We start from the raw sequence: 23903 nt of genomic DNA on the forward strand, positions 1-23903 counted from the left end.
CAAAACTAAGGAGTTTTGATTGCAAAACATATATGCTTTGTCAACGAAACATATATGTTTTGAAAATAGATAAGCACCCGTTTAACTACCGCACAAAGGTAGCATATAAACCTGTATAATTAAGAGATCCATGCTATTCTTAAACAACTAAAGACGGAGAGTCATTCTTATGAATAACTTCCGCCTTTAAATTTATAATACTCGTATCGTTATTTATTAGCAATACTATTCACCGGATTGGCATTGGCTGCCCTGAAGCTCTGGACAAATACGGCTGCAAATGAAATAACCAGGCAGAACAGGCCGGAAACAATAAAGATAAGCGGATTCAGGTCGATCCTGTATGAATAGTCAGACAACCACTGGTTCATCGCATACCAAATGATGGGCGTTGCGATCACAAAAGCTACGACAACATAGATCAGGAAGGCACTGACCAGGCGTAACAGGATGCTTTTATTGTCCGAACCGAATACTTTACGGACTGCCACTTCCTGCGAACGCTGCTGGATAAAGTAGGTCGACATAGCCAATAACCCGAGCAAAGAGATCAGGATGGCGATACCGGCAAAGATAGAGACAATCTTTGCCATGCGCTGCTGCGCTTCAAACGATTCCTGAATCTGTTGGTCGATGAATTTGCCTTCGAAATTCAGGCCGGATGTCTGTTCGTAGGCCTTACGGATCTGTTCATAAGCCGTGTACGGGTTTCCATCTATTTCGATGATAATAGACCAGGGATACATTTCTTCCGGTTTATTGATGCGAAGCATAGACGGCTGGTTCTCACGGGTTATATTGCCGCGGGGCTGAAAGTTGCGGATCACACCGGCAATCGGGGTACTGTTTTCTCCCCATTTAAAAGCCGGTGCATCCATAGGCAACTCCATATCCATCATTGCTTTTTCGGTCAGGTACCAACTATTTTCAGCCAGGTGGTTATCACGGATAATCTCCAGTCCCAGGATATTAAATGTGACGCTATCCATAATAAATTGCTGGAAACTGAGTGTTTTGTCTTCATACGTACCGGTCATATTGTTACTACCGCTGAAAGGCATCCCGCTCGCCAGCCCTATCCGTTTGACAAACGGCATCTGACGCACCCGGTCTAAAGCAGCTGTACGATCCGTTACATTCTCAAAATTATTGGAGGTTTCCAATATATTCGTTGTGTTATATCCCAAAGGAGCATTGATCAGATGGTTGATCTGGAGAATCATCACAATAGAAGCTGCGATCATGGCAATCGTAATGGTATTCTGGAACGTAATGAAAACTTTACTGAACACCATCTTCGTCTGTCGGCGGAAAGTTCCGCGCACCACATCGATCGGCTTGGCCGAAGAAATCATAATGGCCGGCAACAGTCCCGACAAACCACCTATCAATAAAACGACCACAATCGCCGTACCGATCCAGAGAGGCGTACAGGCATCGGCCAGACTTATATCGGATTGCAGCAGGTTGTTGGCATAAGAGGTAACAGCCATGGCAAACAGCAAGCCGAGTATGAATGAAATAACCGTCAGCGACGTCGATTCCACCATCAGTCGCATAAACAATTCACCGCGCGACGAACCCAACAGACGGCGGGTGGCCATCTCTTTCGCCCGTTGGCCCGCCTGTGCCACCGTCAGGTTGATATAATTGAACACGGCAAATATCAGGATCAGTATGCCCACCGACATCAGAACAATGACAAAACGTTTATCCCCCGAATTTCCGTTTCCCTTTATCGGTGAAAAATACAATTCATTCATGGGGATGAGTATTACCTTTTTCCACAGTTCCATCTTATACGGCCAGAAGAACTCCTTCATATAGGTAGCAATATCATCTGTCTTAGGACGCAGGTCGGCCCCGGTTTCATCATCAGAAAAGCGGTCGTAGCACCGGCATTATTATAGCGGTCCATGCCCAACGAGCCGTTAAATTCGGTGACGCCTTCGATCCGCAGCAGCAGGTCGGTATAAGGGATTGCCGAATTTTTGATATCTTCCATCACACCTGTCACCATCACTGATGTTGAGTCACTGATACGGATGCTTTGCCCTACCGGGTCGTCCGTGCCAAACAATTTGTTGGCAAATGTCCGGGAAATGACAGCATTGTTACGGGCCTGCAACACCCGATTCTTGTCGCCACTCAAAAGTTTAAACGAAAAGAAATTAAAGAAGGAAGAATCGGCAAAACATAAATTGGCATTCATCTTTTTATCATTTGCCCAAACGATCATCGAATTGAAATTGTTGCTGATGACCGGACAAACCCTTTCTATCTCCGGGTAACGTTCCTGCAACCGGTAAGCCACCGGAACGCCTGTCACTACTCCTTCTTCATAAGCTACCGCATAAATGCGGTCTCCATGTTCCTGAAATTTATCGACCGACAACTCCTGTACCGTATAAATAGAGATCAGAATGACGAACATCAGTGAAACAGACAGTCCGAACACATCGATCACCGTATATGCTTTATTCTTACCCAGGAATTTCAGGAAAGACTTTATATTTAATAGGTTGTTCATCTTTTTAATGGTTTAATTGTTCTACAGTTGGCGAGAATAAAAACATATCCCGCCTTCACAGGTAGGATATGTTCGTGTTTGCTTACATTCTTAATTTAGCTATATGTCCATGTGTAAAATCTAATTCATCAAATAAATTCGCTCACTGATGACACGATGCTACCGTCGAACAGGTTGATGATGCGGTGTGCAAAACTTGCGTCATGCTTGGAGTGGGTTACCATGACGATGGTTGTCCCTTCTTTGTTCAGTTCGGTAAGCAGCTGCATTACTTCGGCACCGTTCTTTGAATCCAGGTTACCGGTCGGCTCATCGGCAAGGATGATCTTCGGGTTGGAGACAACGGCACGGGCAATGGCAACACGCTGTTGCTGACCTCCGGATAACTGCTGTGGGAAGTGAGCGGCACGATGGCTGATGTTCATACGTTTCAGAATATCGTTTACCATCTGTTTACGTTCGGAAGCCTTTACCTTCAGGTAAGTTAGCGGCAGTTCCACATTTTCGTATACATTGAGTTCGTCGATCAGGTTGAAGCTCTGGAATACGAAACCGATATTCCCTTTACGAACCTGTGTACGTTCTTTTTCTTTCAGATGGCCCACTTCTTTATCAACCAGATAGTAATTACCGCCAGTCGGATTATCAAGCAAACCCAGGATATTCAACAAGGTTGATTTACCGCAACCGGAAGGTCCCATGATAGCTACAAATTCACCATCCTTCACTTCCATCGAAATATTGTTCAATGCGATTGTTTCTACTTCTTCTGTACGGAAGTGCTTACTTAATCCTTCAATCTTAATCATAATGTTATTTATTTAATTCTACATTTATACTTTATATTCCTCTTTAAAATCCACTCTCTTTTCTCTATATAATTCAAATTACGTGCCAAACTTAATAAAAAGCTAGTTTTCAACATTATACTGTTTTGTCTTTTTTACGGCAGTGTCTAATATTTAGACAGTCATGTCCAGTTTTTTTACACTCAGGCTATAAATCGCTATTTATTCCTCACACTTTCCACCAGATTAAGATTGGAGGCTGCAAAAGCATTCCGCCTTCACAGGTAGAATGCCTTCTAAATATAGTACATTTAGTTATATGCTTTGAATGACTTCGTATTGGTTTCATAGTCAAACTCAAAGGATCCGGTTCCTAAATCAATAAAAGCACCTCCAGCTTTTTTAGGATCATAATCAAAGCGTTCGATCTTGCTGACCGTCACTTTGCCGGATTTGGAAACTGACAGTGAATAAGAAATATCCGTCTTCCCGCTTCCGAAACGGTAGAATGAAGGCAGCAGTTTTCCGCTCTTTTTATCGTCAATGATTTTGTAGGCGGCATCTTTGTCCTTCTCAAAGGCTGTCACAAATTCATCCAGCAACTTCTGGTTGTTCGAGAATGTAACCGTCTTGATGATCTTCTCCGTCTTCTTCGTCTCCCGGTTCTTGTTGTAGATCACGTTCATGTCGATTGTATCCATATTCTCGCACTTTTTCATCAGAGCATTCAGGTTTTCCTGCGCCTTCAATCCTTCTGTCAAACCTCCCAATAAAAGGATCACACACAATAAAATAGTTTTCTTTGCTTTCATAATGTTCTATCTGTTGATGATTAATAATCGTTGTACAAAATCTGTTTCATCTCCTGCCGGAAATACTTGTTCGGATTTTCTTTCAGGAGTTTCCGGTAAGGGTTGGCCACTTTGACTTCGGTCTCCCTGAGCAGTTTTTCTTTACGGTTCACCCGGTAGGCGATTTGTTCGGCCTGCTCCTGATGGTATTCTACCTCCTGGATGGCGTATTCCAGTTCCGGTAATATCCGTTCCATATCGGTGATACGGACGCCGTTGCGAACGATATAGCTTCCTTCATAAGGGTTGAACGGATCCGGTCGTTCAGTCCGGAAAGAATATATAAGGAATAACAATAAAGAAGCGGCGGCACAAGTTCCGATCCACAGCCATTTCTTCAAAGTTGATTTCCGGGAAGGATCCCCGTCTTTCGCCTCCTTTTCATTCAGTTCCTCTCTGATCCCTGTCTCAAAATAGCCGAACACAGGCTGATAGGATTTCAATGCTTCCGGCACATCGGAACTGTTGAAGAAGGAATACAATTCCTGCTCTTCGGCATTAGAGGTCTGCCCGTCAAAGAAGCGTTCCAATAATTGTTCTATATGTTTCTGTTTTTCTGTCTGCATAGTTGTTACATCTTAAAAAATAATTCTTTGACACGTCTTCTGGCACGTGAGAGATTCATTCGTACTGCTTCGGGGGTGCTTCCGGTCAGGGAGGCTATCTCTTCCACTTCGCATCCGTCGACATGTTTCATGCGGAGAATAAGCTGTTGCAGTCCGGGCAGCCGATCGATGATGCGCATGACCTGGTCGATGCTGTCTTTCTGTTCCAATTCGGTGTAAGGAGTAGCATGTTCACAGACAATCACCTCTTCGGAGAGTTGTTCTTTCCGGCTGAACTGAAAAGACTTCAGGCGATTCAGGCACAAGTGTCGGGTGGTCTGCATAGCCAGCGCTTCCACACTGTCGTACGCTTCGAGTTTATCGTGGATACACCAGAGTTTAAGAAATACCTCCTGTATGACGTCCTCGACATCTTCCGGATCATCCAGCAAACGTCGAGCGCAGCCGGCAAGTTTATCCCGTAACGGTACTACTTCTATTTTAAACTGTTCTTGTTCCATCCTACTATAAAGACAACCGGGTGAGGGAAACGTAACATGATTTATCAGAAAAATGCAATTTAAATAAAAAAAGCATCCGGACCTCACAGGAGGGGGATGCTTTCTGTTTTACAATCGATATAAATAGACAGTTAATCCGCTTTCAGGCTTTCCACCGGATTCTCGTCGGCCGTTCTCCAGGCGCGGAATAAAACGCAACCGATGATGATCACATAGACGAACAAGGCGGCACCGATAAAGATAAAGGCACTGAGGTGGATGCGTTCCGCGAATTTTTCCAGCCAGCCAGATGCGCTGACATAGGCAATGGCGGCTCCTATCGCCAGGGCAGGAATCGCAATATAGGAAATATCCTTTGAGATCATCCGGAGAATATCGATGGCTGTCGCGCCATTTACCTTACGGATGGCGATCTCGCGGCCGCGGCGGTTGGTCTCGTCGGCTGTATATCCCAGCAATCCGATCAGGGCGATGATCAGGGTGACAAGGCCGCTGATCATGATGGAGTCGCGGAAGTCGCGGTCGTCCTGGTATTGGTTGAGAATATCCATCTTATAGACGGAGGCTTCGACCACTTTGTCGGGCATGGCACCGGCCAGTATTTCATTTATCTGAGCCAGGTTTTCAGACGACATGGTATGCATCTTTATCAGGATGATCTTAGCCGGATTATAACTGTCGGGCGTGTTGTAGAAGAGAACGGATGCACGGGTATCCGGGCCTTTCAGCGAACCGATACGGAAATCTTCGTAGACACCGCTGATGGTGAATACCTTCGTGCCGTTGCTATGTTCGGTAATCATGACACCTTTGTCGAGAGGACTTCCCGTCCAGCCGGCCGTTTTCTCCATCAGGTCGACAAACTTACGGCTGACCATTACCTTATCGTCATTCGCTTCGCCCGGCTGGAAGGCTTTGCCCTCAACGACGGGTATTTCCATGATCTTGAAATAATTGTCGGAGACGAAATACATATCGGCAATATTGAACAACTCACGGTCTTCACCCGGCAGGGAAACATTATTTCCGGAGGCATAATAGAAAGGCAGTTCGGTACTGCATCCGACCTGATCGACCTGTGGCAGGCGGCGCAGTTCGTCGATAGCACGCTCACGTTCCTGTGCTCCCACTCCAGTGGTATTGCAATAGATCAGGTTTTCGTAGGCATACCCCGGATCGCTCGTGATCATCTTGTCATATTGGCGGCTGATCGTGATCAGAAGCGCTACCAGATAAGCCGTGGCGACAAACTGCACGAAAAGCAGGCACAGTTTCCAATACCGCTTCGACTCCTTCACGCTGCGGAAAGCCGATGCAACCGGTATGCGCAGGAAAAGCCAGGTCGGGACAAGGCATGTCACCCCGAATACAACCAGGCAGATACCCGCCAGAAGCGTCACGGTGGGCAGCGTAAACAAAGCCGACAAGGATGCCGACAGCAAATCTTCCACCTTACCTCTGAAAACAAGGATCAGGAAAGCACCCAACAACAAGGCAAGCAAGAGATGCAGGAGCGATTCGGAAAGTATCATTCCGAGAATATCTTTTCCGGAGGCTCCGTAGCATTTATGTACCGCCACCTCTTTTGTCCGTCCGATCAGGGTGGAGATAACTACGAGAATATAGTTCAGCACGGCGATGACGATCAGGATCGTAGCCAGAAAAAGCAACATCGCATTCATATCTTTTACATCTTCGTTGTTGTTATGGATATCCTGCAAGGGGGATATAGTATAAAACAGATCGACACCGGCTTTCTTGAGACCTTCCAAATCCTGGTTGCGTTCCTGCATGCGGCGGATAGAGGGGGCGAGCGACTCGGGAGTTGTTCCCGGAAGTAGTTTCACATAGGCAACGTAACGGTCGTTACCCACCCAGTTGGTGGTACTTTGCACGGAATAACCCGCCAACGAACCCAGCATGTCGTATTGCAGATGGCTGTTTTCAGGTATATCTTCAAACACGCCGCCGATCGTTTGCACGGAATTACGGTTCACATCGCGCACAAAGGTTTTGCCGACTGCGCTTTCAACGCCGCCCATCTTTTCGGCCAGCGAACGGGAGATCATGACATAATTCGGACGCGCCAGCACATCTTTCGGGTCACCGATAAGTATCGGACGCGGGAAAACATCGAAAAAGCTGGTATCGGTCAGCAAAAGGGTTGCCGTGTAGAACTGTTTTTCGGGCGTCATTATCAGTTCGTCCGGCGAACCGATACGGGTGTAGCGGGTGGCTGCCTCCACTTCGGGTATCTCCGCTTTCATGCCGGGGGCGATTGCGCCGCTCACCTGTCCCCAGGTATCTTTTTTTCCTTCGCGGTTGATGCCTGACTTGACCAGGTAAATGCGGTCGTTGTCCGGATAAAAGTTATCGTACGACCGTTCGAAACAGACTTTCGCAATCAATACTAGTCCCATGGCCAATCCGACAGCCAGAGCAATGATCTTAATTCCATTATTCCTCCCTTTCTTGAACAGGGAACGGAATGCCATACTAAAATTCTTTATCATATTATATATGTATTACTATTCAGACTTTAAACTTTCCACCGGGTTCGATACAGCAACCATCCACGAACGGTAGACAACCGTAGCCAGGATGACCGTCAGTATACAGACAGAGCAGAGAATGAACAGGCCGACATGCATCGGTATCTTTTCAGAGAACTGTTGTAACCATTTTTCGCCCGCATAATAAGACCCGGCGGCTCCGATCAGAATGGCGGGGAGAGCCATCCAGGCCACATCGCGTGTCATCAACGAGAGGATATTCACCTCGGTAGCACCGTTGATCTTACGTACGGCGATTTCTTTACCGCGACGATTCGTCTCGTCATTGATATAGCCGATCAGTCCGATCAGGGTAATGATAAGGGTCACGATGCCACCCCACATAACCGAGTTGCGGAAGAGGCGTGAAGCATTATATAGATTCGTCACGCTGACACTGTAGGAAGCGAGTGTAAATTCATTGTCCGGCAGGAATTTCTGGATGACATCATGTACGTTCGCCATATTCTCGGCTGTCAGCTTATGGAATTTGATGACGATATTCCGATGTGCCCTGTTTCCATAGAATAATGCGGAAGGATACATCAGATCCTGACCGATCTGACCGATACGGATATCATCGTAAACACCTACGATCCTAAAATCTTGTGAATTTCCACCATGGCCGCTTACCGGCACAAGCTTTCCTATTACCCCGTCTTTCCAGTCCAGCGCTTTCGCCAACTGGTCCGCCATCATGCGGCTGACCATCATCACTTGCGCAGAATCGGAATAAGAACGATCGAAAGCCTTTCCTTCGATTACCGACATTTCCATCAGGGGCACATAATCGGCATCCGCCTCGTAAAGGTCGTTGAAGTGGACGATCGTTTCATTCGTTCCCGGACGGTAAGCCATATCGCCGGAGCCACTGTAGATTGGCAGGTTGGCGCACGACGCCACTCCTTCCACTTCGGGCAGCTTGGCCAGTTCATCCATCAGGGCACGACGTTGCGAGCTTTTCACACCGCTCGGAGAACAATAGGCCAGGCGGTCGAACGAGTAGCCGGGATCATCCGTCACCAGCCGTTGGTATTGCAGCCCGATCACAACCAACAGGCAGATCAGAAAACCGACAGCGATAAACTGGATGAACAGCAGCACTTTCTTCCACGACCGTCTCGACTCGTTATACGACCTGAACACGGATGCCACCGGTACACCGGCAAACAGGCGCGACGGCAGTAATCCCGCCAGCAGGAAGATGACAAGGCAAATAGCCACCAGCATCGGAATCGTATCCAAAGAGATGAGCGACAGCAGGGAAGCGTTGAGCAGCTCCTCCACCATCTCGCGGAAAGCCAGTATCAACAGGGCGGAAATGCCCAGAGATATGAGCAGGTTAAGGAATGTCTCGGAAAATATCATGTCGGAGATATTCCAGCCGGATGCTCCGTAACATTTATGTATAGCTATATCTTTCGAGCGAACTACCAGCGAAGAGATCACCAGCAGTATGTAATTCATCAGGGCCGCAAAAAGGATGGCGGAAGCGATGGCGACCAGTATGACAGCCATCTTCTTCGTTTCAGGCGACTTGCCGTAGACCTCTTCCAGCGGGCAGAGTTTCAGTTTATAGTTAATGCCCTGTTCTTTCAGTTCATTGGGGTCGACATGGCGGTCGAGCATATCGTCCATCGGCTTGACCATATCTTCCATGCTGACACCCGGTCGCAGAAGGGCATAGGCGTTGTAGCTGTCGCCACCGAACCATTCGTCTTCGTTCGTCCATCCGGCAATCTCTTTATAAGAGGCCATCGAAACCAGCATATCATAGAAAAGATGGGTATTCTTCGGAACGTCTTTGAAAACGCCGCCGATCGTCAGGCTGACACCGGGATAGGCTTCGATCTCGAAAGTCTGACCGACAATATCCGTTTCACCGGCACCGATATTTTTCGCCACACTTTCCGAAACAAGTGCATACAGGGGACGGCCAAGCGTTTCTTTTGCTTTGCCGGCTATCATATCACGCGGAAGAACATCAAAAAAGCAATCATCGGCCAGCATCAGGGTAGCATCGTATTTCCGTTTGTCGGGCGTATGGATCACAACGTCGCCAAATTTAAGGGCACGGGTGGCGGCTTCTACTCCGGGAATCTCGGCTTTCATACCGGGAGCTATGCCTCCGCTGACATGGGGATAGGTATCGAGCGGATTATCTTTGAACGATACGTTCTCCTGGATGGCATATATCCTGTCCGAAGCCGGATAGAAGCCATCATAGGACAGTTCGAAGCATACTTTCGCGATAAGAACCAACCCCATTGCCAGGCCTACACCTAACGACAATATCTTGATGCCACTGTGCCGTCCTTTCTTAGAAAGGGACCGGATAGCTATGTAAAAGTTCTTCATCATAGTGGTATGTTTTATATTCAGTTATTATTAGGATATAACTATTTCAATTATTGTCAAATGTGAACTATCCGATTATTGACCGGTTGTACCTGGCTCCCCTCTTGAGGGGGGGAAGGGGGTGTGTTATAGTTTCGTCCTATAACTGGCTTTAACACACCCCTTATCCCCTCTCAAGAGGGGAATTAGTTACTCCCGTCACTATAAACAGATAGCTCAATTTTTTCTAAATTGGCACATTAGCATATTGCCACATTGGCACATTATTTTCTATACACGATTCATTTATTCTATATATCATTCCAAAACCAGCACCTCGTTATCCTTGTAGCTTTCATAGCTGGAAACGATTACCTTTTCTCCTGCTTCCAGGCCTTCTGTTACTTCATAATACTGCGGGTTCTGACGGCCGATCTTGATCTTACGGCGATAGGCTTTCTTGCCATCTTTGTCGAGTACGAAGATCCAGCTGCCGCCGGTGCTCTGGAAGAATGTTCCGCGTGGGATGATGATACTCTCTGTCGGCTGTCCCAGTTCCAGATTGATATAATAAGTCTGACCGCTACGGATATTGTCAGGACGTTCGCCTGTAAACACCAGGTCCGTACGGAATTTACCGTCGCGAACTTCCGGATACACCTTACGTACGGCCAGTGCGAAACTTGTTCCCTGACGGTCGAAGTCGGCATCCAGTCCCGGCTTAACACGGTCGATATAATGTTCGTCGATCATCGCTTCCACCTTATAGTCGGAAAGGTCGTTGATCTGGCCGATCTTTAAACCGGCAGAAACATTCTGTCCCAGCACGACATCCAGCAAACCCAGTTCGCCGTCAATCTGTGAACGGACATTCAGATGCTCCTTACGTTCATGAACCAATTGGATGTTACGGCGCATGTTGGCCAGACTGGTTTCCATTTCGTCCATCTGGATCGTACGGGATATAGAATCCTGACGCAGACGCTCAACAACAAGGTCATATTTCTTTGTTGCCAGTTCATAATCTTCCTTAGCTTTCAGATAATCTTCCTTGGCAATCAGGTTTTCATCATACAATTTCTTCTGTTGTGAATAAGCACGACGTGAACGGGCAATATCGACATCGAGCTGTGCCTTTTCCAACTGATTGTTCAGTTTGTCCTGTTCCATGGCCACCTGTGTGTTACGCAGGAAGTTTTGTTTTTCCGCCAGTTGAGCTTCGGCATCCAATATCTGCAAATCGAGGCTTGAATTGGAAAGGCGGATAATAACGTCGCCCTTCTTTACCTGGGCACCTTCTTCCACTACTTTCTCCTGAACGATACCGCCTTCTTCCGGGCTCAACTGTACCACAGTTATCGGCTGCACCTGTCCGTTTACACGAACGAAATCATTGAACTGCTCCTTCGTAACCTCACCGATACTGATACCACGAGCGTCCACTTTCAATGTCGATGCATGATCGCCGAAAATGATCCATCCGACCAATGCCAGGAATAAAACACCGCCACCTACATAAGGTAAATGTTTCTTCTGAATGCCTCTTTTCTTTTCTAATTGTATATCCATTGTTGTATGTTTTTATTTCTTTATTATCAGTTTCTGTTTATTCTCAGTTTATACCTTCAATCAACGGTTTACCTTTATAGTAATCAACCAACTTGCATTTCAGCAGATACATCAGCTTCCGTTGCAGCAAATCAGCTTTCGACAGCAGTAAAGTGTTGGCGCTGGTCTGTAAGTCGATCGGGCTCATCAGGCCTTCTTCGAATTTGCGAAGAGTCACCTGGTAAGCTATTTCGTCCGCCTGGGCTTTCTTTTCCATCTGGATCGTTTCCTTGGCGTACCCTTCACGATCGAGGATAGCCTGTTCGATAGCCGTCTGCAACTGGCGGAGCACCTCGGTCTGCTGTTCCTGGGCGATACGCATATTATTGCGGGCCTTGCGCAGATTTGTCAGACGGTCCAGGCCGTTAAAAAGCGGGAAACTCAGGTTAAAGGAAATGTATTCCCCCCGGTTGTTCTTAAACTGGCTTCCGAATGCAGCAGGAGCCTGTTCTCCTTTCAGGTTCTCATAATAATTGGTAGAAACACCGGCTGAGAAAGAGATGGAGGGTAACATGCGTCCTTTAGCCATCAGATATTTCATTTTAGATGACTTCAGTTGAAGTTGTGCCTGCAAAGCTGTCGGGTTATTATCGGATGCATAATCGTAAATTTCCTCCACCGATTCCAACATGGTTGCATACGATTTATCCAGGAGCATGGTATCTACGTCCAACTCCATTTCCGACGGGAAGTTCATATTTTGTTTCAAAGTCAATATGGCTGTATTCAGCAGATTCTGCTGATGCGTCAGGTTATAGTCGTTGGCAGCGACCTGCGCTTCGATCTGGGCGACATCGGCTTTACCTTTCAGTCCCAGTTCTTCTTGGCGACGGGTCTTATACAGGATGCGGCTGTTCTCTTCCAGTTGCTCGGCAGCCAGTTTTACTGTTCCCTGATAATATACGACATCCATAAAAGCCTGCATCGTATTGATTGCCAGATCATCCTTTTCCTTCTGGATATCATTCATACCCAGTTGACGGTTCGCTTTTGCCATACGCCATTGGTTGATCAGTTGTCCCCCATTAAATATAGGTATGGAAACACTCAGGCCATATCCGTTATTAAATGTAGATGTATTGTTATAGACGTTGGTTTCCGGGTCAATGGAACGTCCGAAACTATACTGTGCTCCCACACTTGCACTCATGGAAGGGAAGAAAGAAGCTACTGCTGAATTCAACTCTGCTTTATAAGAATCGCTCGTATGGGTTTGTTTCTTGACTTTCGGACTGTTTTCAACGGCATAATGCATGCACTCGTCCATTGTCCAGCGTTTTTCCTGGGCCATGGTAACTGTTGCCAGGCTAAGCGAAAGAATCGATGTAACTATTATCTGTTTCATTTTTGTGTTATTTTCTGCCAACAAAAGGGCAAAGAGCGTGCCAAACCTGATAAAACACTATTTATCAATAAATTGTAAAAACCGTTCTTTTTCAGAAGTGTAAAGAAATTAGACAGTGGTGTATAATTATTAGACAACCTGCATTTATCCGTTTTGTACGCATATTTTATCTGTCTAAATTTTAGACACAGGTTAGGTAGTATAAAACCGAAGCCCTATCTTTGCATTATAAATACATTAAATATCACAATGGCTAAACAAGGCACCATACTGGTCGTAGACGATAACAAGGGGATTCTCACCGCAGTACAGATGCTGTTAGGCACCTGCTTCGAGAAAGTGATAACCATCTCTACTCCAAACAAAATAAAGACGACACTACATAACGAGAATGTGGACGTAGTCCTGCTGGATATGAATTTCAGTGCCGGAATCAACACCGGTAACGAGGGGCTTTTCTGGCTGTCCGAAATAAAGAAGGAAGACCCGGCCGTACAGGTCGTACTCTTCACCGCCTATGCAGATATAGACCTGGCAGTAAGGGGCATCAAGGAAGGCGCCACCGACTTCGTTGTCAAACCGTGGAACAATGCGAAACTGCTGGAAACGCTGAAAACGGCTTACGATATCCGGATGGCAAACCGGAAAGGAGTTCCGCATGAAAGCAGCAAGCAGGTTATCTCCAAGGAAAGCGGCATGTTCTGGGGCGAAAGCAACGCCATGCAGCAACTCCGCAACCTGATCGAAAAGGTTGCCAAAACAGACGCCAATATCCTGATCACCGGAGAGAACGGAACTGGTAAGGAAATGCTGGCAAGGGAAATACATATGTTGTCGAACCGCAAAAAAGAGGCTATGGTCCCTGTAGATATGGGCGCCATCACCGAGACATTGTTTGAAAGCGAACTGTTCGGCCATATGAAAGGTGCCTTTACCGATGCACGCGCCGACCGCCCCGGTAAGTTCGAGGCAGCCAACAACGGAACCCTGTTCCTGGACGAAATCGGGAACCTCTCCTATCATTTACAGGCAAAGCTACTGACGGCTATCCAGCGCCGCAGCATCGTCCGGGTAGGAAGCAACACCCCTATCCCGGTAAATATCCGCCTGGTCTGTGCCACCAACCGCGATTTGCAGGAGATGGTACAGAAAGAGCAGTTCCGTGAGGACCTTTTATACCGTATCAACACGATACACGTGGAAATACCGTCCCTCCGCGAACGTCCGGAAGACATTGTTCCGCTGACTGAAATATTCCTGGCAAAATATTGCAATATCTACGGTAAATCCTCCATGCGCCTCAGCGCGGATGCAAAGGATAAATTGAAGCAGCAACCCTGGTTCGGTAATATCCGCGAACTGGAACATACCATCGAAAAGGCCGTGATTATTTCTGAAGGCGAAACCCTCGACAGCTCCGACTTCGACTTCCCCCGCAAAAAAGAATCGCCGCTGAAAGAGGCAACCACGCTGGAAGAGATGGAGTACAACATGATTAAGAATGCCATGGACAAGTACAACGGCAATCTCTCGCTCGTCGCCAGCCAATTGGGTATTTCACGTCAGACGCTGTACAATAAAATCAAACGTTATGAATTATAATGTGCCAATATGCCAATGTGCTGATATGCCAATGAAAGGCACAACACAACACAGCGTAGGTTGTATCCGTAATTGGCACATTGGCATATTAGCACATTGACACATTATTCTTATGTTAAAAGGTATCTATCATAGTCTGACTTTCCGGCTGGGGTTATTCGGAGTATTAACCGTTGCAGGAACCTATTTCGCCATGACGCGGCAATGGGAATGGTTTATCCTCGTTTTCATAGGCTGGCTGTATTCCATACGGATGATGAGCCAGTTATACAAACGCAACGCCCAGAAGGTAGCCTTCATGTTCGATGCCATCGACAACAGCGACTATGCATTCCAATATGCCACCCGAGGACGTTCATCCAACGACAAACTGGTGAGCGAATCATTGAATCGCATCACCCAGATACTTTTCCAGGCGAAAGCGGAAGCTGTGCAGAAAGAAAAATATTACGAGCTGATCATGAACTCGGTCAATACCGGCATAATCGTATTGGACGATATAGGCAACATCTACCAGACCAACAACGAAGCTCTTCGTCTGTTGGGCCTTTCCGTTTTCACCCATGTCAAACAGCTGGCACGCATCGATGAAAAACTACAGACAACGATTGCCAATATCCTCCCGGGCGACAAACATCAGATATCATTCGTAAACGAACGCGGAACGGTAAACCTTTCCATCCGCGTATCCGAAATGACCTTGCAGGAAAAACATGTGCGTATCCTGGCTATCAACGATATCAACAGCGAACTGGACGATAAGGAAATCGACTCCTGGATACGTCTGACCCGTGTGCTGACACATGAGATTATGAATTCCGTCACCCCGATCACCTCACTGAGCGACACGCTGCTCTCTATCCACGAAGACGCCGACAGCGAAATACGTAACGGACTGGAAGTGATCAGTACAACGGGAAAGAGCCTGATCTCATTTGTCGAGTCATACCGCAAGTTTACCCATATCCCGACACCGGAACCTTCGTTATTCTATGTGCAAAAGTTTGCGGAGCGGATGACAAACCTGGCCCGTCACCACAACAATTTCCCCAATATAACGATTAATATAAATATAGAACCGGCCGACCTGATCGTTTATGCGGATGAAAAACTAATCACCCAGGTTGTACTGAACCTGCTGAAAAACGCCATGCAGGCCATCGGCAGCGGACAACCGGACGGGCTAATCGAGCTGAAAGCCTATTGTAATCCGGACGAGTCCGTGATTATCGAGGTGAGCAACAATGGTCCTACCATTCCACCGGAAGAAGCGGAACATATTTTTGTGCCGTTCTTCACGACCAAAGAAGGCGGAAGCGGCATCGGGTTGTCCATCTCGCGGCAGATCATGCGGCTCTCGGGGGGTAGCATTGCCTTAAAGAGCAATCCGGCGATAAACAAAACGTCGTTTATTCTGACATTCCCGTAGAAAACAATAAAACGTTCCCTTTGTTATTTCTATTAGAGGTACGTCTAATTTTATTTACACCTAGGTCTAAATCGATTTACACGTACGTCTAAATGAATTTAGAGGTAGGTCTGTTTCAAAAGACTACAGGAAAGAATAAAAAGAAAGTAACTAACATTTTGATATAACAAGTAATAAAAACATGAAACTGCTAGACAAACTCAAGATCAATCACAAACCTCGTTCCGGAGGATTAGACCTTTTAAAATATATAGGCCCTGGATTATTAGTCACCGTAGGATTCATCGACCCCGGAAACTGGGCAACCAACCTGGCAGCCGGTTCCGAATTCGGATATGCACTGCTATGGGTGGTCACTTTCTCTTCCATCATGTTGATCATTATCCAGCACAACGTTGCCCACCTCGGAATCGTAACCGGTTTGTGCTTATCGGAAGCGACCAATAAATATATGCCCCGGATGCTTAGCCGTCCTATTCTGGGTTCGGCCATGCTTGCCAGCATTTCGACTTCGCTTGCCGAGATATTAGGTGGTGCCATTGCACTGCGGATGTTGTTCAGCATACCGATAAAGATTGGTGCCGTAATCGTTACGATTGCCTGCCTGATCATGCTTCTCAGCAATACCTACAGCAAGATAGAACGCTGGATCATCATGTTCGTTTCCATTATCGGCCTCTCTTTCCTGTATGAACTGGCTTTGGTCGATGTCAATTGGGGACAGGCCGTCACCGGATGGGTAAAACCGTCGTTTCCTCCCAACTCTATGCTGATCATCATGAGTGTGCTCGGTGCCGTAGTGATGCCCCACAACCTCTTTCTCCACTCGGAAGTGATACAGAGCCGCGAATGGAACCTGGAAGATGAATCGGTCATTAAGAAGCAACTGAAATATGAATTTTATGATACGCTCCTGTCGATGGTTATCGGCTGGGCAATCAACTCGGCTATGATCATCCTGGCAGCAGCAACATTCTTCAAAGAAAAGATTACCGTCGACGAACTGGACCAGGCGCAACAATTACTGGTTCCCCTGGTTGGAAACAACGCCGGCGTGATCTTTGCCGCCGCACTGCTGCTGGCCGGTATTTCTTCAACGATCACATCGGGTATTGCGGGAGCCTCCATCTTTGCCGGCTTCTACGGCGAAGCCTACAATCATAAAGACTTACACTCCAAGCTGGGAGTCATTCTTTCATTCGTTCCGGCCTTGCTCATCATCTTCCTGATAGGCGACCCGTTCAAAGGACTGATCCTCTCGCAGATGTTGCTGAGCGTGCAGCTTCCTATCACAGTCTTTACCCAGGTATATCTAACCTCCAGCAAGAAAGTAATGGGACAATATGTCAACTCCCGTTCAACCACCATCCTTCTCGTATTATTGGGAACCATGGTTACGGTATTGAACATAGCTCTGCTAATCAGCTTGTTCTGACGCATTACATTCAACGTTTCACCATAGCACACAGGTGACACAGATTGAATGGATGAGCACAGATTCTTATTTAATAAAATAAACATCTTCTCTGTGTAAATCCGCCTGATCTGCGTCACCTGTGTGCTATAGTAAGACGATAATAACCCAATTAAGAAAAGCCGGTAAAACAACTTTTTCCTTATCCATGTATTATACTCTGTTCGATAAAATTAAGCCACAAATACAGGAAAAAACTTGTATTGCTATGCAGCAAATAAAGAAATCGCTACCTTTGTTCCGTTAATAAAGAAATAACATATTTATAACAGATATGAGCGATATCAGAACGAACGAAGAAGAAGGCAAAAAAAGCCTGAATTTTATTGAAGCAAATGTTGAAAAAGACCTGGCAGAAGGTAAAAATGGCGGACGTATACAAACCCGTTTCCCACCCGAACCAAACGGCTATCTGCATATAGGACACGCCAAAGCAATCTGTCTGGATTTCGGTATTGCAGAACGTTACAACGGAGTTTGTAACCTTCGTTTCGACGACACGAACCCTGTAAAAGAAGATGTAGAGTACGTCGATGCAATCAAGGAAGATATAGAATGGCTCGGATTCCATTGGGGTAACATCTATTACGCATCCGACTATTTCCAGCAATTGTGGGATTTTGCCATCCGTCTGATCAAGGAAGGAAAAGCCTATATCGACGAACAAAGTTCGGAAGTTATCGCCCAGCAGAAAGGAACCCCTACCCAACCGGGTATCAATAGTCCGTATCGCGACCGTCCCATCGAAGAAAACCTGGCGTTGTTCCAAAAGATGAGCGACGGCGAAGTGGAAGAAGGTGCTATGGTATTGCGTGCCAAAATAGATATGGCAAACTCGAACATGCACTTCCGCGACCCGATCATCTACCGCGTAGTGACGTCGGCACACCATCACCGCACCGGCGACACATGGAAAGTGTATCCGATGTACGACTTTGCCCACGGACAGAGCGACTTCTTTGAAGGCGTTACACACTCGCTTTGTACACTCGAGTTTGTGGTACACCGTCCGTTATACGACCTGTTCATCGACTGGCTGAAAGAGGGTAAAGATCTCGACGACAACCGTCCGCGTCAGACTGAGTTCAACAAACTGAACCTGAGTTATACGCTGATGAGCAAACGTAACCTGCTTACACTGGTAAAAGAAAAGCTGGTCGACGGTTGGGACGATCCCCGTATGCCGACTATCTGTGCATTCCGCCGCCGTGGTTATTCTCCCGAGTCTATCCGTAAATTCGTCGATAAGATCGGATATACCACTTACGACGCCCTGAACGAATTCGCCTTGTTGGAAAGTGCCGTTCGTGAAGACCTGAATGCCCGTGCCACCCGTGTATCGGCCGTTCTCGATCCGGTCAAACTGATCATCACCAATTATCCGGAAGGACAGGTGGAAGAGATGGAAGCTATCAACAACCCGGAAGACCCGGAAGCAGGCAGCCACCTGATCGAATTCAGCCGCGAACTGTGGATGGAAAGAGACGACTTTATGGAAGATGCACCGAAGAAGTTCTTCCGTATGACTCCCGGACAGGAAGTACGTCTGAAGAATGCTTACATCGTGAAGTGTACCGGTTGCAAGAAAAACGATGCAGGCGAAGTGGTGGAAGTCTATTGCGAATACGATCCGAATACCAAGAGCGGCATGCCGGACAGCAACCGCAAAGTAAAAGGAACGCTACATTGGCTGAGTTGTGCGCATAGCCTGCCGGCAGAAGTCCGCTTGTACGACCGACTCTGGAAAGTAGAAAATCCGCGTGATGAACTGGCCGCTATCCGCGAAGCCAAGAATTGCTCCGTGCTGGATGCGATGAAAGAGATCATCAATCCGGATTCTCTGAAAATATTAACGAACTGTTACGTGGAAAAATATCTGGCAAACGCCAAACCGTTAGATTATTTACAATTCCAGCGTATCGGTTATTTCAACGTAGACAAAGACTCTACGCCCGAAAAGCTCGTCTTCAACCGCACCGTATCCCTGAAAGATACGTGGAGCAAGGTGAAGGACAAGGCTTGATAATTTGCCAATTAAACAATATGCCAATGCGCCGATTTTAATAATGTACCAGACAGGATATACTAATCATTCCGGTTATTGGCATATTAACAAATTGGCATATTGGCACATTAAAATTATTCCCTATGAAAAAAGATGATATTTCACGCCTGCTACAACGTTATCTGTCTGCCCGCGAAATGGGAAAAGAACCCTATTTCGATGCAGATGAAGTAGATGAACTGTTGGGCAGCTTTGAAGAATCGGATAATTATGACTACTTTGATGAAGTTTTAGCTTTAGGACTAAAACTTCATCCGGGTAATACAGACTTACAGATCAGACAATGCAAACTCTTCGTTTATAATGAAGATTATAACAGTGCACTGGCTCTGATCGATTCAATCGCTGAAACAGACAACCAGGACCTTGACTTATTACGGTTAGAATGTTATTGCATGCTCGACCGGTATGATAAACTGATCGAGTACACAGAAAAATTGATCGAAGAGGATTGCGATTATCTGGAAACGGTATTCGAATGTACCGCTCCCCTTTTAAGTGATATGGAAATGAACAATGAAGCCCGCGATTTCATAAACCGCGGCATTGATTTATTCCCTCAGAATCTGGTATTGAAAGATGAGTTATGCTACAACCGGGAAATAGAAGGAGACATCGACGGGGCGATCAGCATCTGCAACGAACTGATCGACAAAAACCCTTACTCCCACGAATACTGGTTCACACTCGGACGGTTATATTCGATTAAACTGGAGTTCGAAAAGGCAATCGAAGCATTCGACTTTGCACTGACCTGCGATGATTCGGACCCGGAGTTGAAGATACTGAAAGCCTACTGCCTCTACATGAACGAAAATTATGAAAAGGCACTGGAAGTATATCAGGATATCAATGGCGACTTTGAGATGGCGGAGCGCATCAAACCGCTCATGGCTGAGTGTTATATCAAACTTGAGAATTTTGAAGGAGCCTATAATCTGCTGAAAGATATTATCGGCAAAAAGGTGACTGACAACGAACCGGCTGCATACATCAACTTCATCCGTTGCTGTGCAGAAACGGAACGTCACCGGGAGGCTTCCAAGACATTGACAAAGGCGGTCGAACTATTCCCCAACAATGTCAGGATACTCTCTCTGCTGGCTTTGACCTACGTAGAAAACGGAGAAGACAAGCAGGCAGTCGAGACCACCGAACGTCTGTTCGAAGTATTGGATAAAGGAGACTACTATCAACCGGAGGATTTTGAAAGCCTTTTCCATGCCGGACAGTATCTCTACATGAAAGGCGATATCGACAAGGCGATCAAATATTATAATAAGGTATATGCCGTTAATCCGAATCTGCCTTTTATCCATCTCCATATGGCTATGGCTTATCTGGCTAAAGGAGATATGAAGCATTTCGGCGAACATTTCAGCAAGACTACCCCGAAAGAACTGATCGAGTACCTGGAAAACTCAGGTATCGACTTCAGCGATGTGGAGCAGCAGTTGCTGGGCAAACATATCCCGCCGGAAGATCTGACAAAGGAATTCCTCAATAATAAGGACAATAATAACTAATAATGGACAGAAATCTAAAAGACTACGGTCTCCTACTTTTGAAAGGCATGGGTATGGGCGCAGCCGATGTTGTTCCCGGCGTATCGGGCGGCACAATTGCCTTTATTGTTGGTATTTATGAAGAACTGATCGATTCGATCAAGAGTATTAACGGAGCAAGCCTGAAGCTACTCTTCACCGGTAAGATCGCCGCTTTCTGGAAAGCGATAAATGCCAACTTCCTGCTGGCTATCGTTGCCGGCATCGGGATCAGCATTTTCTCGCTGGCAAAGCTCATTACCTGGCTGTTGGTTACCCATCCGATCCTGGTGTGGGCCTTCTTTTTCGGGTTGGTACTGGCTTCCACCTGGTTCGTATCGAAAGATATCAAACAATGGAACTGGAAATCGATACTGAGTTTTATCATCGGGGCTATCATTGCTTATTACATTACCGTTGCCACACCGGCGGAGACACCGACAAATCTGTTCTTTATCTTCCTTTGCGGAGCCATTGCGATCTGCGCGATGATCTTGCCGGGTATTTCGGGTAGTTTCATTCTGGTATTGCTCGGAAAATATTTCTATATCATGGAAGCGGTAAAGACACTCAATATCCCGGTCATGCTCGTATTTATCTGTGGCGCGGCAATAGGTATCACTTCATTTTCACGAGTACTCTCTTATGCCCTGCGCCGGTTCCATGATACGACAATCGCAGTATTGGCCGGTTTTATGCTGGGTTCGCTCAACAAAGTATGGCCCTGGAAAGAAACAATCGAGACATATACCGACAGCCATGGAGTGATCAAGCCGTTGGTTGAAGCAAATATTTTGCCGGACCAGTTGTTGTGGGAAGCCGTAGGATTAATGATATTTGGCTTCGCTATCGTATATTTCCTTGAAAAGTTATCCATGAAAGGAGCTAAAGCATAAAAAAATCTCTCCCCTATGCTCACGCACAAGGAAGAGCTTGTTCTCTCGCCAAAGAGAACCTCATCAATTATGTTAACCTTTTTAGGTTATAAAAGGGAGCAGTTCGCCAGAGTTGCTCCCTTCATGTTGAAAACACACATCTTATTAGTATTGTTTATCTTTTTACCTAATTCATGGCAAATAGCATGCCATAAGTGTATCTATCTGATAACTACCTATTTTATAAATAATAACCTATCCAATAACGGACAGCTGCCCGGTTTTACTTTACAGTATGTCCGGCAACGCCGTTTATAATGCAAACAGCGTGCCAAAACACACAAACATCTATTTATCAAACATATATATTTATCACTAAATTCCCATTCTGTCCAATAATTAGACAGTGATGTACAAAATTTAGACAGTTATTACCGTACATCGTATCTTGTAAAGAAATAAAAGCAAGCCATAAACAAAACAGCAATCATAACTATCATAGCAATCATATAACCGCCGATGAATTCGATGCGTTGCTCGAAAGAGGCGATCTGTTCCTGGTATTGAGGAATCTGATCGACGGCTACAGGTTTCTTACTGGTGGAATAATCTTCATAAGGATTATACCAGTGAGGGCTGCCGTCATCCTTGGCATCGACGTCTTTGAACCACTGTAAGAATTGTTCCTGGAAAGCATGCAGGTCATTCCAGTTCTTCTGGAAACGCAGGTAACCACCTCCCAGAAACGCTTCATTCATATAATCGAACTGCGCGATCGGTGACAGCAGTGTGAAATTACGGGTTTGCTCAAACTGACGGAACTGTTGCAGGTAATAGGCATCATTATACTTCTTATCGCTATTCATCAGATTACTCTGGTTTCGTGCACGCAACTCATGCCGGGGATAAAACGCATCCCCACCATTGGACGACCAGCTTCCTTCCGGTGCATTCCGGTTAATATCATCGGATGCCTCCTGACGCTTCTGAGCCACTTCGTCCGATGTCGGTATGCTGAACAGCGTCTTTGCCCAGAATACAGACGTATTAGGAATGACTACCGCAGCAAACAACCAGAAACAAAGCGAGATAAGCAAACTGATATTGGAGTAGCGCGTCACCACCGACGACAGCAAACCGAATACGGCAAACGTAGTGATAAACAAAAGGCTGATCAGTATAAACCCGGCAGTCTCTATCAGAAAGCTACTGTTCAACTGCACCTGACCGGAAACAGCCAGGATAATCAGACTGATTATGATACCGACCAGTTCCATGACTCCTATCACTGTTATAATACTCAAAAGCTTACTGCACAAGAAGGTGCGCCGGGGTACGGCATTTGAAAAGACCAAAGCCAGCGTCCTCTCCTCCTTTTCCCCTGAAATGGCATCAAAAGCAAAAAGCAGCGTAATAAAACTCAGGAACATGGAAACGATAAACGACCAACTCAAACTATCCGTACGGATCAGAAGAGGATTATTGCTATCATGGCGTACCGAATAATCAAACACATTATAAGCACTGTAGGTAATACGGTTAGGTAAATAGCTTTCCTTGCAATCCGCAATCACACTGTTTTCGCGCGGAGAGATGATAAAGCTGTTCCTTGCTGTCGCTACTTTTGAGATATTTTCGGCTTGTTTGCCTATTGCTTCCTGCTGTGCTACGCTATATTTGGTATAATTATCATGCATATCCTTAAAAGAAGAAGCGAATGAAACACTACCCAACGTAAACACCAGCACAACAATTACAAAAGAAACCTGAAAGCGCAGACTATACAGATAGTTCTGCAATTCACGTATATATAAAGTTGTAAACATAACTGTAATTA

15 protein-coding genes and 3 pseudogenes are annotated in these 23903 nt (G+C 46.2%); 6 read left to right on the top strand and 12 right to left on the bottom strand.

The window, feature by feature from the left end; all coding sequences use genetic code 11:
* Window positions 1–209: 209 nt before the first annotated feature.
* The 11 genes and pseudogenes from C825_RS18165 to C825_RS18210 all read right to left on the bottom strand — a co-directional run bounded on the left by C825_RS18165 (window position 210) and on the right by C825_RS18210 (window position 13077).
* A pseudogene (locus tag C825_RS18165) lies at window positions 210–2530 on the bottom strand (ABC transporter permease).
* A 128-nt stretch (window positions 2531–2658) separates the two neighbouring features.
* Entirely contained in the window at window positions 2659–3339 is a 681-nt protein-coding gene (locus C825_RS18175; protein ID WP_007653323.1) for an ABC transporter ATP-binding protein, read from the bottom strand.
* 290 nt (window positions 3340–3629) lie between these two features.
* Window positions 3630–4130: a DUF5024 domain-containing protein gene (locus C825_RS18180; protein ID WP_010803546.1), complete on the bottom strand. Its 501-nt coding sequence runs from the start codon at window positions 4128–4130 to the stop codon at window positions 3630–3632.
* A 20-nt stretch (window positions 4131–4150) separates the two neighbouring features.
* Complete coding sequence (locus C825_RS18185; RefSeq protein WP_010803547.1) at window positions 4151–4735, bottom strand: PG0215 family putative anti-sigma factor; 585 nt, start codon at window positions 4733–4735, stop codon at window positions 4151–4153.
* Between the two features lie 5 nt (window positions 4736–4740).
* Window positions 4741–5235 carry a GFO_1088 family ECF-type sigma factor gene (locus tag C825_RS18190; protein WP_010803548.1) on the bottom strand — a complete coding sequence of 165 codons (495 nt, stop codon included), beginning with the start codon at window positions 5233–5235 and terminating at the stop codon, window positions 4741–4743.
* Between the two features lie 131 nt (window positions 5236–5366).
* The gene (locus C825_RS27885; protein ID WP_370686663.1) at window positions 5367–6425 is read right to left on the bottom strand and encodes an ABC transporter permease; all 1059 of its coding nucleotides are present in this window, start codon (window positions 6423–6425) and stop codon (window positions 5367–5369) included.
* 141 nt (window positions 6426–6566) lie between these two features.
* Window positions 6567–7028 (bottom strand): annotated as a pseudogene (locus tag C825_RS27890) (FtsX-like permease family protein); the annotation flags it as partial.
* Window positions 7029–7040: 12 nt separating this feature from the next.
* Window positions 7041–7748 (bottom strand): annotated as a pseudogene (locus C825_RS27895) (ABC transporter permease); the annotation flags it as partial.
* Window positions 7749–7763: 15 nt separating this feature from the next.
* Window positions 7764–10148: an ABC transporter permease gene (locus C825_RS18200; RefSeq protein WP_010803550.1), complete on the bottom strand. Its 2385-nt coding sequence runs from the start codon at window positions 10146–10148 to the stop codon at window positions 7764–7766.
* Window positions 10149–10442: 294 nt separating this feature from the next.
* Window positions 10443–11693, bottom strand: a complete 1251-nt coding sequence (locus tag C825_RS18205; RefSeq protein WP_007653317.1) for an efflux RND transporter periplasmic adaptor subunit — start codon at window positions 11691–11693, stop codon at window positions 10443–10445.
* 43 nt (window positions 11694–11736) lie between these two features.
* Entirely contained in the window at window positions 11737–13077 is a 1341-nt protein-coding gene (locus C825_RS18210; protein WP_010803551.1) for a TolC family protein, read from the bottom strand.
* Window positions 13078–13326: 249 nt separating this feature from the next.
* Here C825_RS18210 and C825_RS18215 point away from each other — a divergent pair, with 249 nt between their 5' ends.
* The 6 genes from C825_RS18215 to C825_RS18240 all read left to right on the top strand — a co-directional run bounded on the left by C825_RS18215 (window position 13327) and on the right by C825_RS18240 (window position 22087).
* Window positions 13327–14679: a sigma-54-dependent transcriptional regulator gene (locus C825_RS18215; RefSeq protein ID WP_010803552.1), complete on the top strand. Its 1353-nt coding sequence runs from the start codon at window positions 13327–13329 to the stop codon at window positions 14677–14679.
* A gap of 112 nt (window positions 14680–14791) precedes the next feature.
* A complete protein-coding gene (locus C825_RS18220; RefSeq protein WP_010803553.1) occupies window positions 14792–16108 on the top strand; it encodes a sensor histidine kinase in 1317 nt (438 codons plus the stop codon).
* A gap of 181 nt (window positions 16109–16289) precedes the next feature.
* A complete protein-coding gene (locus C825_RS18225; protein WP_007653312.1) occupies window positions 16290–17543 on the top strand; it encodes an Nramp family divalent metal transporter in 1254 nt (417 codons plus the stop codon).
* A 313-nt stretch (window positions 17544–17856) separates the two neighbouring features.
* Window positions 17857–19605 carry a glutamine--tRNA ligase/YqeY domain fusion protein gene (locus C825_RS18230; RefSeq protein ID WP_010803554.1) on the top strand — a complete coding sequence of 583 codons (1749 nt, stop codon included), beginning with the start codon at window positions 17857–17859 and terminating at the stop codon, window positions 19603–19605.
* A 125-nt stretch (window positions 19606–19730) separates the two neighbouring features.
* Window positions 19731–21173, top strand: a complete 1443-nt coding sequence (locus tag C825_RS18235; RefSeq protein WP_010803555.1) for a tetratricopeptide repeat protein — start codon at window positions 19731–19733, stop codon at window positions 21171–21173.
* 2 nt (window positions 21174–21175) lie between these two features.
* On the top strand, window positions 21176–22087 hold the full coding sequence (locus C825_RS18240; protein ID WP_010803556.1) for a DUF368 domain-containing protein: 912 nt from the start codon (window positions 21176–21178) through the stop codon (window positions 22085–22087).
* A gap of 410 nt (window positions 22088–22497) precedes the next feature.
* Here the strand turns inward: C825_RS18240 and C825_RS18245 are convergent, their stop codons facing one another.
* The gene (locus C825_RS18245; RefSeq protein WP_010803558.1) at window positions 22498–23892 is read right to left on the bottom strand and encodes an ABC transporter permease; all 1395 of its coding nucleotides are present in this window, start codon (window positions 23890–23892) and stop codon (window positions 22498–22500) included.
* Window positions 23893–23903 lie beyond the last annotated feature (11 nt).

It is taken from the genome of Parabacteroides sp. ASF519 (assembly GCF_000364265.2).
GTDB classification, from domain to species: domain Bacteria; phylum Bacteroidota; class Bacteroidia; order Bacteroidales; family Tannerellaceae; genus Parabacteroides; species Parabacteroides goldsteinii.